At 39.8% G+C, this 21569-nt stretch carries 22 protein-coding genes; 3 read left to right on the forward strand and 19 right to left on the reverse strand.

Features of this window, described 5'->3' with window-relative positions:
• Positions 1-19 precede the first annotated feature (19 nt).
• The 3 genes from BMSHG_RS08535 to BMSHG_RS08545 form a co-directional block, all read right to left on the reverse strand.
• Positions 20-532: a YwgA family protein gene (locus BMSHG_RS08535; RefSeq protein WP_019154026.1), complete on the reverse strand. Its 513-nt coding sequence runs from the start codon at positions 530-532 to the stop codon at positions 20-22.
• A 73-nt stretch (positions 533-605) separates the two neighbouring features.
• Positions 606-1907, reverse strand: a complete 1302-nt coding sequence (locus BMSHG_RS08540; protein ID WP_019154027.1) for an HD domain-containing protein — start codon at positions 1905-1907, stop codon at positions 606-608.
• Positions 1908-2305: 398 nt separating this feature from the next.
• Positions 2306-2530: a DUF1450 domain-containing protein gene (locus tag BMSHG_RS08545; protein ID WP_019154028.1), complete on the reverse strand. Its 225-nt coding sequence runs from the start codon at positions 2528-2530 to the stop codon at positions 2306-2308.
• A gap of 288 nt (positions 2531-2818) precedes the next feature.
• Between BMSHG_RS08545 and BMSHG_RS08550 the strand changes: the two genes are divergently transcribed.
• Positions 2819-3514, forward strand: coding sequence for an RsfA family transcriptional regulator (locus tag BMSHG_RS08550; protein WP_019154029.1), 696 nt, complete (start codon positions 2819-2821; stop codon positions 3512-3514).
• A 237-nt stretch (positions 3515-3751) separates the two neighbouring features.
• Here the strand turns inward: BMSHG_RS08550 and BMSHG_RS08555 are convergent, their stop codons facing one another.
• Complete coding sequence (locus tag BMSHG_RS08555) at positions 3752-4597, reverse strand: lipoate--protein ligase family protein (protein WP_019154030.1); 846 nt, start codon at positions 4595-4597, stop codon at positions 3752-3754.
• Between the two features lie 416 nt (positions 4598-5013).
• The gene (gene pta / locus BMSHG_RS08560; RefSeq protein ID WP_019154031.1) at positions 5014-5991 is read right to left on the reverse strand and encodes a phosphate acetyltransferase; all 978 of its coding nucleotides are present in this window, start codon (positions 5989-5991) and stop codon (positions 5014-5016) included.
• Between the two features lie 362 nt (positions 5992-6353).
• On the opposite strand from pta, the gene hemQ reads away from it, so the two are divergent.
• On the forward strand, positions 6354-7097 hold the full coding sequence (gene hemQ / locus BMSHG_RS08565; RefSeq protein WP_019154032.1) for a hydrogen peroxide-dependent heme synthase: 744 nt from the start codon (positions 6354-6356) through the stop codon (positions 7095-7097).
• A 204-nt stretch (positions 7098-7301) separates the two neighbouring features.
• Positions 7302-7760 (forward strand): spore coat protein GerQ, encoded by a 459-nt coding sequence (gene gerQ, locus BMSHG_RS08570; RefSeq protein ID WP_019154033.1) that lies wholly within the window; start codon positions 7302-7304, stop codon positions 7758-7760.
• Between the two features lie 239 nt (positions 7761-7999).
• Here the strand turns inward: gerQ and BMSHG_RS08575 are convergent, their stop codons facing one another.
• From BMSHG_RS08575 to fdnG, 14 genes are all read right to left on the reverse strand, one after another.
• Positions 8000-8371, reverse strand: coding sequence for a DUF423 domain-containing protein (locus BMSHG_RS08575; protein ID WP_019154034.1), 372 nt, complete (start codon positions 8369-8371; stop codon positions 8000-8002).
• Between the two features lie 20 nt (positions 8372-8391).
• The gene (locus BMSHG_RS08580) at positions 8392-8667 is read right to left on the reverse strand and encodes a YwdI family protein (RefSeq protein WP_019154035.1); all 276 of its coding nucleotides are present in this window, start codon (positions 8665-8667) and stop codon (positions 8392-8394) included.
• A 262-nt stretch (positions 8668-8929) separates the two neighbouring features.
• Entirely contained in the window at positions 8930-9643 is a 714-nt protein-coding gene (locus BMSHG_RS08585; RefSeq protein ID WP_019154036.1) for a uracil-DNA glycosylase, read from the reverse strand.
• Positions 9630-10415: a DUF4230 domain-containing protein gene (locus BMSHG_RS08590; RefSeq protein WP_019154037.1), complete on the reverse strand. Its 786-nt coding sequence runs from the start codon at positions 10413-10415 to the stop codon at positions 9630-9632. The genes BMSHG_RS08585 and BMSHG_RS08590 overlap by 14 nt, the downstream gene beginning before the upstream one ends.
• Positions 10416-10541: 126 nt before the next feature.
• Positions 10542-11561 (reverse strand): thiazole biosynthesis adenylyltransferase ThiF, encoded by a 1020-nt coding sequence (locus BMSHG_RS08595; RefSeq protein WP_019154038.1) that lies wholly within the window; start codon positions 11559-11561, stop codon positions 10542-10544.
• Between the two features lie 60 nt (positions 11562-11621).
• A complete protein-coding gene (moaD, locus tag BMSHG_RS08600) occupies positions 11622-11855 on the reverse strand; it encodes a molybdopterin converting factor subunit 1 (protein WP_019154039.1) in 234 nt (77 codons plus the stop codon).
• A complete protein-coding gene (locus BMSHG_RS08605; protein ID WP_019154040.1) occupies positions 11848-12312 on the reverse strand; it encodes a molybdenum cofactor biosynthesis protein MoaE in 465 nt (154 codons plus the stop codon). The genes moaD and BMSHG_RS08605 overlap by 8 nt, the downstream gene beginning before the upstream one ends.
• 20 nt (positions 12313-12332) lie before the next feature.
• Positions 12333-14249, reverse strand: coding sequence for a molybdopterin biosynthesis protein (locus BMSHG_RS08610; RefSeq protein WP_019154041.1), 1917 nt, complete (start codon positions 14247-14249; stop codon positions 12333-12335).
• A gap of 11 nt (positions 14250-14260) precedes the next feature.
• Entirely contained in the window at positions 14261-15490 is a 1230-nt protein-coding gene (locus tag BMSHG_RS08615) for a molybdopterin molybdotransferase MoeA (protein ID WP_019154042.1), read from the reverse strand.
• Between the two features lie 8 nt (positions 15491-15498).
• Entirely contained in the window at positions 15499-16110 is a 612-nt protein-coding gene (gene mobA / locus BMSHG_RS08620; protein WP_019154043.1) for a molybdenum cofactor guanylyltransferase, read from the reverse strand.
• Between the two features lie 33 nt (positions 16111-16143).
• A complete protein-coding gene (locus BMSHG_RS08625; RefSeq protein ID WP_019154044.1) occupies positions 16144-16941 on the reverse strand; it encodes a formate dehydrogenase accessory protein FdhE in 798 nt (265 codons plus the stop codon).
• Between the two features lie 114 nt (positions 16942-17055).
• On the reverse strand, positions 17056-17736 hold the full coding sequence (locus BMSHG_RS08630; RefSeq protein ID WP_019154045.1) for a formate dehydrogenase subunit gamma: 681 nt from the start codon (positions 17734-17736) through the stop codon (positions 17056-17058).
• Positions 17729-18547: a 4Fe-4S dicluster domain-containing protein gene (locus BMSHG_RS08635; RefSeq protein ID WP_019154046.1), complete on the reverse strand. Its 819-nt coding sequence runs from the start codon at positions 18545-18547 to the stop codon at positions 17729-17731. Before BMSHG_RS08635 ends, BMSHG_RS08630 begins: the two co-directional genes overlap by 8 nt.
• 3 nt (positions 18548-18550) lie before the next feature.
• Positions 18551-21532 (reverse strand): formate dehydrogenase-N subunit alpha, encoded by a 2982-nt coding sequence (fdnG, locus tag BMSHG_RS08640; RefSeq protein WP_083879326.1) that lies wholly within the window; start codon positions 21530-21532, stop codon positions 18551-18553.
• Positions 21533-21569: the final 37 nt, after the last annotated feature.

The following is a 21569-nucleotide window of genomic DNA, read 5'->3' on the forward strand; positions in this document are numbered from 1 at the left end:
AACAAAAAAGCTAAGCCCCTTATGTAAGAGGCTTAGCTTTTTGTTGTAGTTGTTCGATGTATGCATACGCTTGTTCGATTTCTTCTTCTGAATAGTTTTGTTTCTTTTTAAGAGTGTGGACTTTCTCAACGACTTCGTTTTTCTCAAGGTTGTCAAAATAAAGAACAGTTGATACGAGCTCAAGGAATCTAGCACTTTGTTCATTCATGTCCGTCATGCAATCCTCGAGATGGGGCATATCGGTTTCATTTAAACTAAGAAACTCTTTTCCAGTTTCCGTTAACGTATAGCGATATTGCGAGTAGCCGCCCTTATTCTCTTTGACCTCTTCAACAAATCCCATATTGCATAGTTCTTCTACTCTTAACGTTAGTTCTTCTGAATAAGGACCGTAAAAATGAAATTGAAATCGTTCCTGAAAAGGAAAGGTTACTTTTTTTGCAATATATATCATCTTTTGCAGCTTCTTACGACCGGTAATTTCACCTGAAACAGCAAGAGCTTGCATCAGCTTGGCATGATCTTTTAACAAGACAAGGTCAACTCCTTATAATTTAAACAATCTCATCACTTTAAATATGAATTCACCTTCGTTCATGGTAAATTCAACTCATTTCTAAAAGCGTTCGAATTTGCTTCTTTATATTTTTCTTTACAGTATCGTCGTTTAAAAAGTCTTCAGGATAATAGAGCTTATGGTCGGTTCTTCTTTTACCAGAAATCGCATCAACAATCTCCGATTCACGGGAAAGTTCACGAATTTCACCATTGCCCATAAGCAAATGAATGGGAAGCCTCTCTTCCTCTTCTCCTGGTCGATAGAAGTCATACGGGAGGTCTGATGAGGAATCAACGACCAAATAATACTCTGGGTCCATTCCTGCCTTTATAAATAGCTTTGAAAGCTCAGCTAGCTTTTTATATTCCTTTGCCGGATCAAATTCTACATATTTAAAAAGATTTCGGTTTACAAATCTTTTGCACAAATCGCTTAACACTTCATCCTCTTCATCCTGCCAGACTTGAAAATAGTAGAGAATAATGGATTCATCTAGCTTTAAATAGTCTTCTAACGTAAGAGTGTCTTCAAAGATTGAAATAAAATGAAGAGGCTCTTGCTGGAAAACATACGAGTCGTAAAAAAGCTCCTTTGCTCGATGCAAAATTTTTGTTAAAATCACTTCTGCACTTCGAGTTACAGGATGGAAGTAGACTTGCCAATACATTTGATAACGGCTCATGATGTAATCTTCTACAGCATGCATACCCGTTTTTTTAATGACTACTTGATCTTCATGAGGGCGCATCACGCGGAGGATTCTTTCCATATCAAAATGACCGTAGCTTACTCCGGTAAAATAGGCATCTCGTTGTAAATAGTCCATGCGGTCCGCATCAATTTGACTTGAAATTAAACTGATCACGATTTTGTTGTCAGATGTTTTTCCAATCACTTCTGCAACACGCTTCGGAAATTCAGGTTCAACTTTAGAAAGAACAGCATTTACCTCTGTATTTCCTAGAATAATTGCTTGTGTGAACTGCTCGTGATCAAGCTCAAATACTTTTTCAAAGGAGTGAGAAAAAGGACCATGTCCTAAATCATGAAGTAACCCTGCGCATAGTGAAAGCAAGCGATCGTCTTTGTTCCATTTAGGCCTGTCCACAAACACATCATCAACGATTCGACGGATAATTTCATATACTCCAAGTGAATGGTTAAAACGACTATGCTCCGCTCCATGGAAGGTTAAAAAGCTCGTCCCCAGCTGCTTGATTCTTCTAAGCCTTTGAAACTCCTTTGTTCCGATTAAATCCCAAATCACCTGATCACGTACATGAACATAGCGGTGAACAGGATCCTTAAAAACCTTTTCCTCTTTCAGTTTTTGCTCAGCGTAACTCATTTTCTACCTCCTTTCCTTTGCATATTCCGGTTTCTTGTTATTTATTATATCCTTGTTTCATTTACAAATCATTACAAAATGAGAAAAAAAGAGTGAAGATTCGACAAAAGTCCTAGATGAGAGAAGAACAAAATCGCAAGCGCCTTGATCATCGCCGTACATAACTGGAAGGGCCTGTTCTTTCGATATAGGAAACCTGAATTGCGATAGCAATTCTTGGTTGACTTATCGTAGGGAGGGGACCTGAAGTTTGCTAGGCGATTGCTGCTTGCGCTAGACGTAGATGCACTCAATAACAAAGTTATACACAACCGCGAAATCTATAATTTCCTGAAACAATGAAAAAATCACCTTCAAATTGGATGGGAGAAAGGTGATTTAGATGTGGAGAAAACATACTATTTTTTCAACTTATTATTTACTTTTTCCAACAATTCTTCTTCAGTTAATGCTGCTAACGGACGGTTATTGACAAAAGCAAAAGTCTTTTTTCGACCAGGACCACAATAAGATTGACAGCCAATATCAATCGTTGCATCTGGGTCAATTGCTTTTAATTTTGGAATTAATGTTTTTAAATTCACAGCCTGACAATCATCGCAAACCCGAAATTCGTTTGCCATAGTTTTACAACCCTTTCTATCAATCGTTAACTTATACGGATATATTTATATTCTTTAGAAATTATTAGAGAGCACAAAATAAATTCATACATTCGACATTTTACCTTTTCTAGCGTGCGATTGCAAGTTCCCTCAAAATCCAGTATTTCTCTATATATTTGGAAAAATTTTAAAAAATCTACTATCCTTTTAATCACTTTTGTATAAATCTTGAAAAAATGGTCATCCTGTGAGTAAGCAAGAAAAAAATCAGAAAATGTTGATTAAAAGCATAAGGGGATGAAAAATATGAAAGTAAGACAAGACGCATGGACAGATGAAAATGATTTATTGCTAGCAGAAACAGTGCTTAGACATGTACGTGAAGGAAGCACACAGCTAAACGCTTTTGAAGAGGTTGGGGATAAGCTCAATCGCACATCAGCTGCATGTGGATTCCGCTGGAATGCGGTTGTAAGACATCGCTATGAAAAAGCGCTTCAGCTAGCAAAGAAACAACGTAAACAACGACAAAGAATGCTAGGTAAAGAACAAGGTGGGAAAAAGAAACTATTATACTCACCACCAACACCTTCCATGGATGAGATGACGTATATACCTCAAAATGTGGAACCGGAAATGCCCGTTACGAATGAAGCGAACCATGTGACTGCACCAGCTGTTGCAACGACTGGGCAACTCAATCTAGATACTGTGATCTCTTATTTACAAAATCTAGATAGCTCTAATTTCCAAGTCGATATACTAAAAAGTGAGAATGAAAGATTGAAGCGTGAAAATGCGGAAATGCGGAAAACGAATCAAGAGCTTCAAGCAAAAATTGACCATTTGGAGCAAAATACGGTCACTATCCAAGAAGATTACGAGACCCTCATGAAGATTATGAATCGGGCAAGAAAGCTTGTTCTATTTGAAGAGGAAGAGCGTCCAGCCTCCACGTTTAAAATGGACCGCAATGGAAATTTAGAAAAAGTAGCTGAGTAATCAGACCGTGGGGAAATTTTTCTCATGAGATAGAGATTTGCAAAAAAGAGGAGAAAGGTTGGTAGCAATATCTTCCTTATAGGTTCTTTTCGCTATGAATATTGTTTTGTAAATGTCCAGACGCTAACATCCATCAAATTGGACATCATTCATTATTAAATTTACGCAATGTTCATAGGAATGAGCCTAATTAGAAAGCCGTAGCAGTAAGTAAAAGCTACGGCTTTTTTACTTCGTTCAACTAAACTCAGAAAAAATTTTATCATTACGATCCATGACCCTTTGATGATATCCCTGGAAAATGGGTAATTCTTCTTCTGTTAATGTGCCAGCATAGAGTTGTTCACTTCGTCTTTTTAACACTTGCAAAAACCGCAGCATCACATCTTCTATTGTTAACGGTTGGCGGATTAATTCAGATAGAGAAGCCATTACCTCTGGATTAATTTCTGGATATTCGAACTTCGTCTCACTCTTTCTTTTTCCTAAGTGATAGAACGTTTTGATCAGTTCCGCCCTCTCACTTCCACTACCATTCACGCATAAATAAATTTGCACGGCCACCCCGCGACGCAAGCGTCTCTGTGAAATACCAGCAAATTTTTTCCCACCGATGCTTAAATCATAGCTCCCTGGACAGTACGAACCGACAATTTCTTTTGCCTCTATATTGACATTGTAGTCTGCAAACATCTCTTCTACTAAAGCGAGCATCGCATCATAACCGCGATTTATATCAATTCCTTTTTCTGTCTCCGCAAGAATAAGAGAAAGATTGAGAACTCCTTCATCAAGAACTACTGCCAGTCCCCCAGAATTCCGCACGATATAACGATACCCCTTTTCCTCCAAATGCTTTAAACCATCTTTTAAAAAGGGGAGTTTTGTGTCTTGTATCCCAAGAACAACTGTTTTGTGATGAACCCAGGATCTCGCTGTTGCTGGAGATACACCTGCACCAACAGAAGCACATAAGGTGTCATCCATTCCAAAGGATTGAAGAGCATTGACATGCAAACCAACGACCGATTGGTCTATTACTCTCCATGTTTTTTGACTTAAAAGGTCTTGATTTACTTGCATCCTTTGTTTCTCCTTCTACTTACGTTTATTCGTCCATTTATTTTATCATTTTGAATAAAAAAAGCCAGCCTTTGACAATATAGGGTTCTTACAATGCGGCCGTCAACGTTATACGTTGGAGATAAGCGGAGATTTTCCTGTTATCTCTTCTATGTAGCTCACTTCGAGGAAAATAAGGGAAGATTTTCCGCTTACGAAGACGAAAATTGCTTAATAAGACGATTTTCAAGTCAATAAGCGGAATTTCTCCTGCTATTTCGGTTAATTTTCATGCTATTGGCTAATTAAGCGGAATTCTTCCTGTTATTCAGTAACCGATTGATTTCCAAAACTGATAAATCTAAACGGCAGAAAGATTTCCCCTAAAAAAGACGCATGCCCTTTGCATACGTCTTTTCTTCTAGCTATTAAGCTGCTTATTGCTCTAAACTCTGAGCTGCTGTAATAAGAGAAAGCTTATATACATCTTCTTCGTTACAACCTCTTGATAAGTCATTTACTGGGCGGTTTAATCCCTGAAGGATTGGTCCTACTGCTTCAAAGTTGCCTAATCGTTGGGCAATTTTATAGCCAATATTTCCAGCTTCTAGACTTGGGAAAACAAATACGTTTGCGTCCCCTTTAATAGGTGAATCTGGTGCTTTCTTCTCTGCAACAGATGGAACGAATGCTGCATCAAATTGGAATTCCCCATCTAGTACAAGGTCAGCGTTTATTTCTTTGGCGATCTTAACTGCTTCAGATACTTTTTCCGTTTCAGGAGATTTCGCTGAACCCTTTGTAGAAAAGCTGAGCATAGCCACGCGTGGTTCAATATTGAACATTTTCGCTGTAGCGGCACTTTCAAGAGCAATTTCTGCTAAATCTTGGCTGTCTGGAGAGATGTTAATCGCACAGTCAGCAAAAACATATTTCTCGTCACCACGAACCATGATGAACACTCCAGAAGTTTTCTTCACACCTGCTTTTGTTTTGATGATTTGAAGTGCAGGGCGAACCGTATCTGCCGTTGAATGAGCAGCACCACTCACAAGTCCATCTGCCTTATTTGTGTGGACAAGCATTGTTCCGAAATAATTTTCATCTAAAAGAATTTTACGAGCATCCTCTTCAGTTGCTTTCCCTTTTCTTCTCTCAACAAAAGAAGCCACTAGTTCGTCCATTTGCTCGTATGCTTTTGGATCGTGAATTTCTATCCCATTAAGAGAAACGTTTAAACTTGATGCCTTCTCTTGAATTTGTTGCACATTTCCAATGAGAATCGGTGTTAATACGTTTTCTTCTGCTAATCTAGCTGTCGCAGTAATAATTCTTTCATCTAATCCTTCTGGAAATACAATCTTTACTTGCTTGTTGCTTACTTTTTCTTTTAAAGCTGAAAATAAATCACTCATATGTATCCTCCTTTATATCATTAAAAATCATTTATTCATCATTAATAGAGTATCTATCTACACTAGCATACCCTTCCTATATAAAATTTCAAGAAAGCGAAGAAATGAGAGCGTTTACTCTTAAAAAGTTTATATATTCTTAAAAATGGAACAGTTTGACGAGTGGGTTACCCTTTTACTATTTACGAAAATCATTAGAATTAGCCAATGAATTTGTCTCTTTTTCCCTAATTTGGAAAACGCTTAAAACTTCAAGGTTTATTCATATTTTAAAAGGTAAAACTATGTTATAGTAATTTTAATCATGGATTCGGTTTCGATTGAAATCGACACATTTTAGTACATAATTAGGAGTGATTAATATGAGTGAAGCTGTTAAAACGCTCGATGGTTGGTATTGCCTGCATGATTTCCGCGCAATTGATTGGACCACTTGGAAGATGGTATCACCAGAAGAAAGACAAGCTGCCATTCACGAATTTTTAGGTCTAGTTGAAAAATGGAACAGTACTCAATTAGATAAAAAGGGAAGTCACGCATTATATACAATCGTTGGTCAAAAAGCAGATTTCATGATGATGATTTTGCGCCCAACAATGGAAGAATTGAATGAGATTGAAACTGAATTCAACAAAACAAAGCTTGCTGATTTTACCGTTCCAACACAGTCATATGTTTCAGTGGTAGAGTTAAGCAATTATTTACCATCTGATCAAGACCCTTATCAAAATCCAGAAATTTTGGCACGCCTATACCCAACTCTGCCAAAATCAAAATATATTTGTTTTTACCCGATGGACAAGCGTCGCCAAGGTGACGATAACTGGTACATGCTTCCTATGGAAGACAGACGTAGCTTAATGCGCAGCCATGGGATGATTGGACGCAGCTATGCTGGAAAAGTGAAGCAGATCATTACTGGTTCTGTTGGTTTTGATGACTACGAATGGGGTGTAACCCTTTTCTCTGACGACGTTCTTCAATTCAAAAAACTCGTTTATGAAATGCGTTTTGATGAAGTAAGTGCACGCTACGGAGAATTCGGTCAATTCTTTGTTGGAAATATTCTCGAAGAAGGCCGCATCGAATCTTTTTTACATGTATAATATCGACCTTTTAAATGCTCTCAGTTTTATTGCTGAGGGCATTTTTTGTTGCTGAAATTTACAAATTTTTCATAGCCTGTCTATTGTCATAAAAGGAGTTGAAGGAACATAACTATCCATTAGGATCTGTTTTTATAGGAGATTTTGCGTGCAAAAATCAAGGGACTGTTAGAAATTAAATTTACATTTCAGGAGGGGAGTCGTTTGACGTACAATCCCAATTCTTATTCGAAATCACCCTACTATGGATACCAACCTACTTATGGGTATGGCGCTCCAACAGGGCAGGCACCATCACCACTTCCAGTACAGACAGGAACGATGTTTCCAACAGCTGGAGCACAACAACCGTCCCAGCAAGTTCCAGGACAATTGCCACTGGAGCAATCTTATATTGAAAACATTCTGCGCTTAAACAGAGGAAAGTTAGCAACCGTGTATGCGATGTTTGATACTGTTTCTGAAGCTGGCCCATCTACACAAACTTTTAGAGGAATCATCGAGGCTGCTGGAAGAGATCACCTTATCATCAGTGATCCGGAAACTGGAACGCGCTATCTGATTCCTATGGTTTACTTTGGGTATGCGACATTTGATGAGGAACTAGAGTACGACTATCCATATGGAGTCGCACCTGGCGTATCTGCTTATCCGCCGAGATAAGCAAAACAGGAGCCATCCTAATGATGGCTCCTGTTTTTTTCGCTGTTTTCGTATAGATTGTGGTTTTTTTGTAAAAACCCAGAATCCGGTTTTTACCCATATATCATGGGCAGTGCCATACATTAAGTTTGCTACGGCACTTTTCACTTCCTCTTTATCATTCTGTAAGAGGAAGTGTAGGATAATTGGACTCTTATTATTATCCAAAAGCAACAATATTTGCGAAAAGAGCCTTTTGATTACATAAATTTAACAGCCGCAATCACCAGCAATAACCACGCCGCTAAAAAGGACAGACCGCCTAATGGAGTAATCGCTCCTAAAACGGATATTTGGGTCACTGCTAATATGTACAAGCTTCCTGCAAAAAGGATGATCCCAACCAACATAAGCCAGCCTGACCAACTTAATAGCGCACTTGCTGGGTATTTACCAAGGAGGATTCCTACGATAAAGAGTCCGGTTGCATGGAACATTTGATATTTAACTGCTTTTTCCCATATATTAATATATTTTGGTTCGAGCTTCCCTTCTAATCCATGTGCTCCAAAGGCACCTAAGGCTACAGATAAAAAGGCATTAATTGCCCCTAAAATAATGAATATTTTCATCTTGGTTCCCCTTCCCTCGTTTAAAAATCAAAGAGCGAGTCTCCATTTGAATCCTCGTCGACTTTCATTTTTTGTGGCTGTTGATATTGGGTGATAACCTGAGGCTGCACCGGGGGTGGTGATGCAATCGATGATGACACTGGTCGTTGCCCGCTCGTCTCTTGCTCCAATACCAACTCACACAAAGTTTTAACTGCATAAATCTTTTCTCTAATCAGACTTTCCGAGTTACTTTGTTTCGCCTGCTTTAATTCTTCCTCTATTTTACCAAGTAACGCTTGCATCGAGATATTCAATTCTACCACCTCACATTTCTCGCTATTCCTTTTATTATCTTACATGACGATCTCTAAAAAAAGAAATAGGTTCTACTCCTTACTTTTTTTCAAACTTCAGGCAGTTTTGCCCTGATGCGCGCAAAACCTCTTGAGATGGAAGTCTCGTCGTTTTAAATTGGAAAGCTCGACAACCTTTCGGAAACTTCTTATCCCAAGTGACGTAGAAATGCCGGCATGCAAAACAATTAATTCGTTCCTCTTTCAATTTCGTCATTCCTTTTCATTTTAACTCATCACATGCTCTAATCTCAGAAACCGTGCTTAAATTCCAATCAATTTCTCCCATATTCCACGCTTTTAATACTTGGTTGATTTGGGAGAAAGGCTTACTCCCAAAAAATCCTCTATAAGCCGAAAGTGGACTTGGATGGGAAGAGGAAATAATAAAATGCTTTTTCTCATCGATGAAGCTAGCTTTTTTTTGAGCAGGCTTGCCCCATAGCACAAAAATTACTGGAACATCTCGATCGTGTAGACTCTTGATAATCTTATCGGTAAATTTCTCCCAGCCCTTTCCTTGATGGGAATTCGCTTCCCCTGCTCGGACCGTTAATACCGTATTTAAAAGGAGAACCCCTTGCTCTGCCCATTTTTTTAAATAGCCATGATTAGGGGTTTTACAGTTTAGATCTGCTTCAAGTTCTTTATAGATATTTTTAAGTGAGGGTGGAATGGCAACTTCCGGCATTACGGAAAAGCTCAATCCGTGAGCCTGGTTTGGACCGTGATACGGGTCCTGACCTAAGATCACTACCTTCACATTATGAAAAGGGGTCAAATTAAGCGCCTGAAAAATATTCTCTTTTCTCGGATAAACAGTATGACGCTCATACTCCGATTGCAAAAAGTCCATTAACTCCTGAAAATATTGTTTTTCCATCTCTGCTGCCAATTTTTCCTGCCAATCACGGTGCAAAAGACTATTCTTGTTCATAATGAACGGTCACCTCGTAGCCCATTTGTTCAAAAAACTTCTGTAATGTTTTCTCTGCGTTTGTTTCTGCCATTTGCAGCAGTCCTTGAGCCATTGCTTCTTCTTTTACAAGTTCCTTCGCTTCTGCTGCTAACTCAAAAGCTTCTTCCCAATTGACTTCAGCACGAAAAATCCCTTCTACAGAAAAGGCCTGTACATGGTCAAAATCGAGAGATGGTTCTTGAATGATTGTAGCTGAGGGTAACGTAATCTCTAGCGTTTTTTCTTCTTCATCGAGAATTAGATCCTCACCATTCACACCTTCTAAATCTACTCCTGCCGTCACTGTTCCCGGTACAACTAACAGGAGCTTTCGCTTCGTCCCAGGGATATTCGTCGAAATTTCCTTCCCAAAGAGCTGGTTATCTTCTTTTTCAATAACAGCCTTTACAAATGCTTGGGAAGAAGCAAGTGAGGAGAGTTCTCTCATTTGCTCTATGAAACTACCTTTTTCTACCTTCGCTTCTGCCCCAGAAAAGAGTTTAAAAGTTCCTATTCCAATCAACGTTCCTACCAATAATAAAGCCACTAATATGACGATGATTTTCAAATACCACTTCCGAAGACCTATCTTTAAAAAGCCTTTAAAAGATGGCGTTCTTTTATTTATATCTAAAGCGGCTGTAGTTGCCGTCTGCTCTTTGCCTTCCTTTAATTCATTCATAATCGCATCAAGTTGAGCTACTATTTTTTCTTCATCTCTTTTCTCCACATTCATCACCATCCTATTCATATGTCCTTCTACCTATTATAAAGGAAAAAGCATGAATCGATAAGAATAATAGATTTCCAGTTCATATTGGAAAGGTTCTAGAACTTCAAAAAACCTCCTTGTCCTATTAATGACAAGGAGGTTACATTATCCGAGCAATCTTTGATAAATGGAGCGGGCATGCGCTAAATCTTTTGTACCATGAATAAGGGCTCGTCCATCTTTAAAAATAACGATGCGGTTGTCTTCCATTTCGATGGATAGTAAATATGGGTTCCCTTTTACTTCAAAATGACTACCACTCAAGTGGACGGAAAGCTCATTTAAATCGACTTCACCTTGTTTTGATGGACGAATTTGAACCGTATCGCGACCACATAGTACTTCTGATTTCATAAGATTCTCTTTCATTAAATAGGGGTAGGTTCGCTCACTCCCACATGAAAGGCAGCTATCATCTTTTGCTTTCGCCATTTTGATACTGCTATATTGGTTTCTCCATAGGTCAAAGCTAACGAAGGAGTGGCGAATTGCCTCCCAATCCTCAACGAGAATTTTTAGTGCTTCCGCCGTTTGATGGGCGACAACCATCTGCACGGTTGGTGCAATGATCCCAACTGTATCGCAGGTCATCCCTTGTACTGGTAAGGACTTTAACAGACAGTTAAGACATGGAGTTTTCCCAGGAATAATCGTGAAGCTCATCCCAAAGCTTCCTACACAAGCCCCATAAATCCAAGGGATTTGATGTTTTTGTGAAATATCATTAATCGCCATTCTCGTTTCAAAATTGTCGGTGGCGTCCAAAATAAGGTCCACATCTTTGATAAGTTCCTCGAGCATTTCTGGCGTGGCATCTCCGACTACGGCACGAATCTCTACATCGGAGTTAATCGCTTTAAGTCTCTTCTTAGCTGCCACAGCCTTTGGTAGTTTCTGTGCGACATCTTCTTCAGTATAGAGTTGCTGCCTTTGGAGATTGCTTGCTTCTACATAATCTCGATCGACAATCGTTAATTTCCCTATCCCAGCTCGCGTCAAAATCTCCCCATTACTCGAACCTAATGCTCCTGCACCAATCATGAGGACATGCTTCGAACGTATCTTCTCTTGACCATTTTGCCCAATCGGAGCAAACAACATCTGTCTTGAATAGCGCTCGTACATCGTGATCCCTCCTTTCTCGATAGTTGAAAAAACTGCCCAATTTCATGGACAGTTACATCGTTAACCTCCGCTCACTGGAGGAATAAAAGCAACCTCATCTCCCGGTTGGATCACATCTTCGTTAGAGGCAAATTCTTCATTTATTGCTGTCATCGCAGAATCCAATTTCTGAAGCTTATATTCTGCTGCAAGCAGTTCTTTTACTTCAGCAACTGTTTTTCCGGAGACATCAATGCGAATATTATCTTCGCCGGCTTCGTCTTTTAAATGCGCAAAAAATAAAATTTTATTCATGTAGATCCTTCTCCTCTGGTTTGCCTGTAGGATAAGCTACCTTTTCAAGCTGATCACCGATCCACTCTTCCCCATCTTCCCAATGCTCCTTCTTCCAAATCGGGACAATTTCCTTAATTCGTTCAATCGCATGGCGATTTGCTTCATAAGCATCAGCACGGTGTGGAGTTGACACAGCAATGACTACGGCTATATCTGTAATGTCTAGTCTTCCAACACGATGGGTGATAGCGACCTCTGAGCCTGGCCATCTTTCTTTAATTTCAGCGCCGATTTGCTCAAGCTTTTTAACCGCCATCGATTCATATGCTTCATAAACCAAATAAAGGGTCTTTTTGCCCTTCGTTAGTTCCCGGACAGTCCCGATAAAAGTTGTGATAGCCCCTGCATTACGTTGTACGACCTTATCAATGACTGCTTGTATATCAATTGGATCCTTTGCAATTTCAAAATTCATGGCCTGGCACCTCTTATACATCATTGTATTTTTTTCGGCTCAGCATTTGCCACAACAGAATATCCACCAATCGCTTCGACTCTTGCATGAAATTCTTTCGATTGAATGATGCGAATTAATTGTTGTCCTTGAATACTTTCGAAAAATGTTTTCGTCATGAGTAAATCATACTCTTCATCTGCTAGTGAAATAAAATCTAGTCCCATTGCCTTCGCCGCTGGATAAATTCCTAGACCCACCGCTTTCGGACTGCTCTTAACTTCAGCTGCTACACTTAGATGGGAAAACATTTCCCGCTCATATCCGTTGATTTGTTCTGGCTCGAGCCCGTACTCTCTTAATAATAAATCAAATAAGATTCTTGTACCGGCTCCTTTTTGACGATTTACGAACAATGCATCTTTTTCCGCAATATCTTTTACATTTTTAATGTTTAAGGGATTACCTTGTGGAAGAAGCCATCCTTGTTTCCGTTTCAAGAAAGGATATAGTACTACTTCTTGATCAGCCAGAAACTTCTTCACGTAGGATACATTATATTCTTTTGTTTCCGGATCTAATAAATGAACACCAGCTATATGGGCTTCTCCTTTTCTGATAGCCATAATCCCTGCCATGCTTCCGACGTGTGAAGATATAATCTTTGCTTCCTTTGATTGATTGCGTAGGAAAGAAGAGAGAATATCAATGGTCAAATCGTGACTACCATTAAAGACGACTGCTGACCTGATTTCTTCTTCTGAGCGAAGGAGTTCTACGTCTACATTTTCCCCTTGCTCATAGCCTAATTGTTCAGAGGGTACCACTAATAACCCATCTGCTTTTACGAGGGACATGGTCACTCCTGCTGCTCTTGTTAAAGGATTGGCAATGTATTCACCATCCACAAACCCAATCGTCATGCGAACAAAATCCTCCGCTCCCATCGTTGAGACAATTCTACGGCCAAGCTTTACCTTTAACGTATGCCTTTTTGGTTCTGTTATTCCTAAATACGTACAAACTAATGGATGAACAAACCACTCAAGGGCTAGATAAGCCGATACTGGATAGCCTGGAATTCCAACAACAATGGTATCGTTGATTTTCCCAAGAATAACTGGCTTACCTGGTCTTGTTGCTACTCCATGTGTGAACACTTCACCAAGCTCTGCGATTAAATGGACCGTGTAATCTTTTGAGCCTGCTGACGAACCTGCGTTAATGACGACTACGTCAGAAGTAGTAGCAGCATTTACTAAAGCTTTCTTAATTTCTTCTGGATCATCTTTTACAATGCTATGTAATGTAGGCTCTCCGCCCCACTCTGTAATATAATTGGAAATGACTGTGCCATTAAATTCAATTAATTTCCCTGGTTGAGCCCCTTCATTTGGAGCAATTAATTCATTTCCTGTTGGAATGATCGTCACTGTTGGCGGTCGCATCACTTGAATCTTTGTTGTTTGTGAAGCTAATAATACACCGATATCAACTGGCCTAATTCTGTGTCCTTGTGGGAAAAGCATCTCTTCCTGAACGATATCTTCCCCAATTGGGCGAATATGTGACCACGGTGAAGTTGGTTCAATAATCTCGACAATCTCGTCTGATAACTCGTCGACATTTTCAATCATGATGACCGCATTAAATGGGGAAGGAATGATATTCCCTGTGTCCACATAGACAAAATCTTCATTTCGTTTTAGCTGAACTGGATTCTGCTCATGAGCTGAAAAAGTATCTTCAGCTCTTACAGCAATGCCATCCATTGCAGAGGCATGATAATGAGGCATTGAATGTAATGCAAAAACAGGTTCAGCTGTTATTCTCCCAAGTGCCTCACTACTATCAATCCACTCCGTCTCCCTTTGTGGATGAAAATGGTTGAGAATTTCCTCTACTGCCACTTTTCGAGGTTTATCTTGTAGGTATATTTTCCGTTTGTATTTTTTCATTGTCCCACACCTTATTGAAATAATATAACAGGTACTCGATCTCCTTTATGGACTCCTTCACTCTCGGCGGCAATTTCAATCATGCCATCGCTTTTTACAAGAGTAGAGATCAACCCTGATTTCCCCAAGATAGGCTCGGCATACCATTCATTATTTTCTTCAAAAAGTCGGATACGAATATAATCGGTACGCCCTGGAGCAGAAGGGATATTCTTTGTCACCTTAGCAAAATTGAGCCTTGATTCTTTCACTTCTCCGCCACCAAGAATGTCGAGGATCGCTTTCCCAAATAGAGAAAAGATGATCATGGCCGAAGCTGGATGTCCTGGAAGTCCGATAATTGGCTTTGTCCCAGCCTGTGAAAGAATCGTCGGTTTTCCCGGCTTAATCGATATTCCATGGACATAGACACCAGGTTCTCCTAACGCTTCAATTACTTCAACCGAATAATCCTTCGTTCCAACCGAACTTCCACCTGTAAGGATAAGGCAATCGGTTTTTTCGAGCATTTCTCTCGCTCTTTTTTCCAATTCTTCTCGGCTATCCTCGACAATACCGCCATAAACAAAATCAAGCCCCCATTGTTTGACTAAAGCACCAATGGTTGCCCCATTCATATCACGGACTTCTCCCATCTTCAATTCAATTGAATCCATGGGAACGATTTCATCTCCTGAGGACAAATATCCAATTACAGGCCTTCTCCATACAGGCACCTCTGTAATTCCTTGAGAGGCGAGTGCTCCAATTTCTTGTGCACGAAGCTTCGTCCCTTTTGCAAGAAGAATCGATCCTTCCTTTAAATCTTCCCCGACAGAAATCAGATTCTCCCCTGGCGCTACTTGCCGATATAAGTTTAAAAGGGCACTAATTTCTTCACAATGCTCAATCATCATAACGGCATCACTTCCATCAGGGAGCATTCCGCCTGTTGGAACATACATCGCTTCTCCGTTTAATATTGGCTTTGCTGGCTCTTGCCCCATTTTCACTTCTCCAATGACAGTTAAAAATCCAGGCATGCTCTCTTGCGATCCAAAAGTATCCTTCGCCCGCACCGCATACCCGTCAACAGACGAACGACGGAAATTAGGTACATTCTCCCTAACCATTATATCTTCAGCTAAAACGAAATGAAGTGCATCTACAAGAGGTTTTGTAACAACCTCATGAAGTGGTTTAACCATCTCGTGAATGAATCTGTGTGTTTCTTCCACTGATTTGACTTGAAAAAATTTCATCTTCATCTCTACCCTTTGCTTGTCCCATTTTTCGTTCTCATCTTTTTGGCCTGCTCGTATTCCTCTGGATGATTCATGTTAAAAAGATCAGAGTCATCTAGGACAACACCATATTTATTCAATTCCGTTTCTTCCATTATTTTAACATGAATATTCCGAAAAATCCCTCTTATTCGCAGTTGTTTTTGTTGTAATGCTTTTTCCGCCTCTTCTTTCACCACTTTACGATAAGCTGCAAATAAAGGATGCAATTGACCAGAAATTTCAGGAATAGCTGCTTCGTAATCTTCTAATTGCTTAAGTAAAACATCTCCAAGCTTTGCAGAAATAAAAGGCATATCACAGGCGACAATTAAGTTTCGCTCTGTTTTGGAAAAGCTCAAACCGGCATGAATACCTGCTAATGGCCCCATATCCTTCCACTCATCCTTCACCATAGGAAGATTTAAGAAGGCGTAATCTTCGAACGAGTTAGTTACAATGATAATGTTGTTAACTATCGATCTCAATTCTTCAACAGCCTGTTCAATAATTGTTTTTCCTTCTATCATTAACAATGCTTTGTTGGTGCCCATCCGACTAGATTTACCGCCGGCTAATATAATTCCTGTCGTTTCCATCTCTTCACCTCATTAAAAACAAGGGCTCAACGTTTAATTTACATCTGAATGCTCAGATACCCCATATCCATTTTCTTGTGCGATAAAGTCTAAATGAATCGATTTAATATCAATAAGAGCGATAGATTCTTTTTTTATCTTTTTACGCACATCAATTACTTTCGTGTAGCCATTACACTCATGGCATACATGCACTTCTGCACTATCATCCTTCTCAACTTTGATAATCTCTAATTTTCCAGGCTCTTCACTACCGCAATGTGCGCATTTAATCTTCTTCACTTCCCAAGCATGCAGGCAACGAGGACAAGTTACTTCCTTTTTTCCTTTTTTGTTTATGATAGCAAGTCTTGGCGCCTCACCACAAGCAGGACATCCACCACTTACATCGACATCCCTTAATTCCTCTTTTATTTCTGATGCCGCCTTTTGAAGATATGGACGAATAGCATGCTCAGCAACAAAATAAGGAAGCCAGCTTGCAATTTGATGATTTTCAGCAAACGTTTCAAAAAAAGCTTGATTCACGGTTATTGCTTCTGGAAACCACTGCCCTAAAACTTCGGTTGTCATATTCTTCTTTAATGCCTTAATGTCAGATTCAAGCGAAGGTTGTGTCTCCCCTAATAACAGAAGCAGTTCTTCGATAAAACGATGATATTGCTCGAGATCTACTGACAGTTGTAATTGGGATAGAGCAGGATACTTGGTAATTGCCGCCACCTGTTCTGAATCCGTCAATTTGTCTTCTTGCAATTGTTGATTCCATTTATCGCTTAATAGCTGGATCTGCTCTTGTAATTGTTGATAATCTTTATTTATCACATTCATTTTATTCACCTCTTCGTTAAATAGAGGAAAAGCTACCCAAAAGCTGGGTAGCACTTTCCACATTGTTATCATCATCTAACATCTATATTTTTATCAAATTTCGCATTATCTAGCTTACGCGTGTTTTTTCGGTTTTTGCTGTTTTTCTTCTTCCTTCAGTTCATCATACCAACGACCGTGGTGATGCTCCGCATAATCCTCGGTTACATCTCCCTTGAAAATACCTCGTAAAGATGGTTTTGCCAACGCAATGGACATATAAATATGAGCAATCGCCACAGCCGCTGAAAGTCCAAGCCCAATATTATGAATTGGGTACGCCCACATGACTATGCCTTGTGCAAAGAATTGTGGAAACCACATAACAAGACCTGAGGCAATTAGCATCATCGCTGTTACGATCATAAGCCAAGAGTTGATTTTTTCCCCTGCGTTAAAGAAGTCCTGCTTCGGTGTTTTAGATTTCAAACCGAAGAATTCCTTCGCAAATTGTGGAAAGAACTGAAAATCATGTTTCTTCCAAGAGAAAATATTTTTGCTCCATCTTCTTAGCCCATGACGATCAAAGAGAACTAAGATTGGCAGTGGCAACATGAAAGCTACTGCTGCAATTCTGTGAATTAAACGAGCCCCTTCTGGACCACCGAGAATAGGGTAGAGCCAATTAAAGAAATCTGTATACATTGGTAGAGCAGAGATGTAAAGAACAAAGAATGCACCAGCATTAACCCAGTGGGATATGATAAAACCTAAATTAAATCGTTTGACCATCTTTTGATTCCCCTGCTTACTCATGATCTTCGCCTCCTTTATGCTCCCCTTTCTCTCTATTCATAGCATGGGCAATGACTGAGCCCACTACTGCCATAGTCGTTACTCCAAACATTGCTTTCCCAAGTGGTTGAGCATAGTCTTTCCAGACGATTTGGGATAAAGGTACTTTTGGATTTTCAGGAAGTCCATATACAGATGGCTTATCCGCAAGGAGGTAAACGGTTGTAGTACCTTTAATTCCTTGTGGATTATAAATATTAGCATTCGGGAAGCGTTCCTTAATTTTCGCTAAACGCACTTCTGCTTCAGATAATACTTTTTCCTTCTCATCATAAACAAGACAATCCGTATGACACGCTGTTACACATGCTGGTTCTAAGCCTTGCTCAAGTCGATCAGTACAAAGGGTACATTTCTGTGCTTTGCGGTATTCTTTCCCGTGTTTATCTTTATATGTTGCCAATTCAACTACATCAAATGTACAGTTTTGAGTGCAATAGCCACAACCAACACATTTGTCGTGGTCAATGACAACAGAACCAAATTCCGTATGACTGATAGCATCCTCAGGACAAGCTTTTTCACAAGCCGCTTCTACACAATGTAAACATGATTGATGTCTAAATAACCACTCAAAACCACCATTTGCTGTTTCGTGCTCATCATAGGTAATGACATTCCATGTATGAGCATTTACTTTGGCATGCGACTGAATTGAGCCAGAATAATCTTCCGTCACGGTAGGAAGGTCATTCCAGTTTTTACAAGCAACCATACATGCACGACAACCATCACATTTCGTAACGTCAACAAATTTAATATAATCGGCCATCCCTTACACCCTCCTTACATCGCATAGGAATGCTTTATATTCTGGTATTGTTGAGTTTGCACATCCAATATGCGGTGTTAAGCGGTTTGCTGTAGCACCCGTTGCAATTCCCTTGTACCCGAAATGCCATGGCATACCGATATGATGTACAGTTTTTTCCTTTAATTTATACGGTTTGAAACGTTTTGTTATCATCGCATATGCTTCGATTTCGCCACGTGCCGTTGATACGATTACCTTATCTTTCTCTTTAATTCCCTTTTCTTTTGCGAGCTCTTCACTAATCTCAATGAACATATGATTAACGAGTTCTGCTAACCAAGGGACATTTCTTGTCATTGCACCAGATTGCCAATGCTCGGATAGACGATAAGTGGTTGCAACAATTGGGTATTTGGATGCTTCCCCTTTCGCATTCATCTCTTCTTCACCAAACTGTACAGCAGGGTTTAGTTGAATACTGGAGAACGCATTGGAAATTGGATTTTCATATGGTTCATAATGTTCAGGGAATGGTCCCTCATTTAATTTTGTTGCTGCGTAAACAGCACCTTTTCCACCTGCCATCATAATAAATGGATCATTGAAGGTTGGATCGTCTGGACCTTTTGTTGCCACAAAGTCTGGAATGTCATATCCCGTCCACTTGCCTTCTAGTGCATTCCATTCAATTCCAACGCGGTCCTTGCTCCATGCCTTACCGTTAAGGTCAGCACTTGCGCGGTTATAAAGAATACGTCGGTTTGCTGGCCATGCAAAGGACCAATTCAAGAAGTTGCTCATGCCTTCGTTTGTATTATCACGACGTTTTGCAAGGTTATCATTTTCAGGATAGAATCCTGTGTAAATCCAACATCCTGCAGTCGTTGAACCATCGTCAAGAAGGTCTCCGAAGGATTTAATTTGCTTCTTCGTCTTCCAATCATAACCATTGATATCTCTACATACGAGGTCAATATCTGGATGGTCATGATCGCCGTAATTCCAATATAGGGCATTGATTTGTTTTGCAGCAGGTGTTGATTCATTTTTATAAAGCTCTTTCAGGCGACGAGCGATCATATGAGTAATCTCTAAGTCAGCTCGGGATTCTCCCTTAGGTTCAATTCCAGCCCAACGATATTGCATCCAACGACCTGAGTTTGTAACAGAACCTTCTTTTTCGAAGGAACCACAAGCTGGTAAGAAAATCACTTCTGTTTGGATGGATGCAGGATCTGAACCTGCTTCTTTTTGCCAGAATGATGATGTTTCAGTTTCAAATAGATCTACTGCCACCATCCACTTCAAGTTAGACATAGCTGCCTGTTCCTTAAAGCTATTCGGACCACCGACAACTGGGTTTGAACCGAATAAGATTAATCCTTCTAGCTCTTTACGGTGCATCGCATCGAATAAGCGTAAGAACGAATAGTTTTTACCAGGAGCGATCTTTGGCATAAAGTGATAACCAAATTCATTATCAGCTGTTGCATTGTCTCCATAGAATGACTTCAACATGCTTGTGTAAAACTTTGGTTTATTAACCCAATAGCCTGATTTAGGTGTAATGCGATCTAAGAAGCCTTGATATGTTGAATCTTCTTCAGAGCCTGTTGGTACTTCCATATAACCTGGTACATTGTGATAAAGAAGACCGAAATCCGTTGAACCTTGAACATTAGACTCTCCGCGTAGCGCATTTACTCCACCGCCAGCGATTCCGATATTACCTAATAGAAGCTGTAGAATTGCATATGAACGGATGTTTTGAGTACCAACTGTATGTTGAGTACCACCCATTGCATAAAGAATCGTTCCTGCTTTACCTACTTTTCCAGTAGAGCCATATGTTTTACAAATATCAATATAAGTTTCTTTGTCAGTACCTGTTACACCAACAACTGTATCGACATCATAACGTGCATAATGCTTCTTCATTAGTTGGTATACACAATTAGGGTCTTTTAGCGTAGGGTCTGTTACAACATTACCCTCTTCATCTGTTTTGAATGCCCATTGGGATTGGTCGTAGCTACGTTTTGCTTCGTCATAACCGCTAAACATACCATCCTCAAATTTAAACGTATCAGAAACAATGTAAGCTGCATTCGTATAATTCGCTACATATTCTTTATGGTAAAGCTCATTTTCTAAGATGTAATTAATCATCCCGCCAATGAAGGCGATATCCGTTCCTGAACGAAGCTGACCATACACGCTAGCCATTTGTGATGTTCTTGTATAACGAGGGTCTACGGAAATCAGTTTTCCACCCTTTTCAATTGCTTTTGAGATCCATCTAAAACTAATTGGATGGTTTTCTGCAGGATTTGCCCCAATGACCATGAGGACATCTGCAAATTGAAGATCGTTCCAGTGATTTGTCATTGCTCCACGACCGAATGTAGGTGCCAGACCGGCAACCGTTGAACTATGTCATATTCGGGCCTGGTGCTCGATATAGGATAACCCTAGACCTGCACGGAATAATTTTTGTAGTAAATGGCATTCTTCGTTATCTAATGCTGCACCGCCTAGATAAGCAATGGCATCTGTTCTATTAACAGTGATTCCATTTTCTTTCTCCATAAATGTTTTATCTCTTGTTTCCTTGATGTTTTTCGCTACTTTATCAAGGGCAAAATCCCAATCTACTTCTTCCCATTTTGCACTTCCTGGAGCACGATACATGGGCTTTGTCACACGTTTTTCTGATGTGTACACTTGACGTACTGTTGTTCCTTTACTACATAAAGTACCTTCGTTTATTGGATGATCTGGATCACCCTCTGTATACACGACATCATTTTCATTTGCATAAACCAAAATTCCGCAACCTACAGAACAATAAGGACAGATGGTAGGTGTTGGCGTAAGCTTAGCAATCTTAAATTCTTCTGACTGTGCTTTGGCAGACTTTTCATCAAAGCCCAGTTCCACAACAGCCAATGTAGCAGCTACTGCACCTGACAGTTTAAGAAACTGTCTTCTTGTTACATTCACTTCCATAACTCTTCCCCCTCCGTTGTTTTTATTCCCT

The sequence above is a fragment of the Robertmurraya massiliosenegalensis JC6 genome (genome assembly GCF_000311725.1).
Lineage (GTDB): Bacteria > Bacillota > Bacilli > Bacillales > Cytobacillaceae > Robertmurraya > Robertmurraya massiliosenegalensis.

What these genes read in the sequence shown, in the direction of transcription:
- hemQ (WP_019154032.1), top strand. Translation starts at nt 6,354, where the DNA reads ATGAGTGAAGCTGTTAAAACGCTCGATGGTTGGTATTGCCTGCATGAT.
- BMSHG_RS08540 (WP_019154027.1), bottom strand. Translation starts at nt 1,907, where the DNA reads ATGAGTTACGCTGAGCAAAAACTGAAAGAGGAAAAGGTTTTTAAGGAT.
- BMSHG_RS08555 (WP_019154030.1), bottom strand. Translation starts at nt 4,597, where the DNA reads ATGCAAGTAAATCAAGACCTTTTAAGTCAAAAAACATGGAGAGTAATA.
- BMSHG_RS08625 (WP_019154044.1), bottom strand. Translation starts at nt 16,941, where the DNA reads ATGAATGTGATAAATAAAGATTATCAACAATTACAAGAGCAGATCCAG.
- BMSHG_RS08550 (WP_019154029.1), top strand. Translation starts at nt 2,819, where the DNA reads ATGAAAGTAAGACAAGACGCATGGACAGATGAAAATGATTTATTGCTA.
- pta (WP_019154031.1), bottom strand. Translation starts at nt 5,991, where the DNA reads ATGAGTGATTTATTTTCAGCTTTAAAAGAAAAAGTAAGCAACAAGCAA.
- BMSHG_RS08630 (WP_019154045.1), bottom strand. Translation starts at nt 17,736, where the DNA reads ATGAGTAAGCAGGGGAATCAAAAGATGGTCAAACGATTTAATTTAGGT.
- BMSHG_RS08595 (WP_019154038.1), bottom strand. Translation starts at nt 11,561, where the DNA reads ATGTACGAGCGCTATTCAAGACAGATGTTGTTTGCTCCGATTGGGCAA.
- BMSHG_RS08585 (WP_019154036.1), bottom strand. Translation starts at nt 9,643, where the DNA reads ATGAACAAGAATAGTCTTTTGCACCGTGATTGGCAGGAAAAATTGGCA.
- BMSHG_RS08605 (WP_019154040.1), bottom strand. Translation starts at nt 12,312, where the DNA reads ATGAATTTTGAAATTGCAAAGGATCCAATTGATATACAAGCAGTCATT.
- BMSHG_RS08635 (WP_019154046.1), bottom strand. Translation starts at nt 18,547, where the DNA reads ATGGCCGATTATATTAAATTTGTTGACGTTACGAAATGTGATGGTTGT.
- BMSHG_RS08610 (WP_019154041.1), bottom strand. Translation starts at nt 14,249, where the DNA reads ATGAAAAAATACAAACGGAAAATATACCTACAAGATAAACCTCGAAAA.
- BMSHG_RS08575 (WP_019154034.1), bottom strand. Translation starts at nt 8,371, where the DNA reads ATGAAAATATTCATTATTTTAGGGGCAATTAATGCCTTTTTATCTGTA.
- mobA (WP_019154043.1), bottom strand. Translation starts at nt 16,110, where the DNA reads ATGGAAACGACAGGAATTATATTAGCCGGCGGTAAATCTAGTCGGATG.
- BMSHG_RS08615 (WP_019154042.1), bottom strand. Translation starts at nt 15,490, where the DNA reads ATGAAATTTTTTCAAGTCAAATCAGTGGAAGAAACACACAGATTCATT.
- BMSHG_RS08590 (WP_019154037.1), bottom strand. Translation starts at nt 10,415, where the DNA reads ATGAATAGGATGGTGATGAATGTGGAGAAAAGAGATGAAGAAAAAATA.
- moaD (WP_019154039.1), bottom strand. Translation starts at nt 11,855, where the DNA reads ATGAATAAAATTTTATTTTTTGCGCATTTAAAAGACGAAGCCGGCGAA.
- BMSHG_RS08545 (WP_019154028.1), bottom strand. Translation starts at nt 2,530, where the DNA reads ATGGCAAACGAATTTCGGGTTTGCGATGATTGTCAGGCTGTGAATTTA.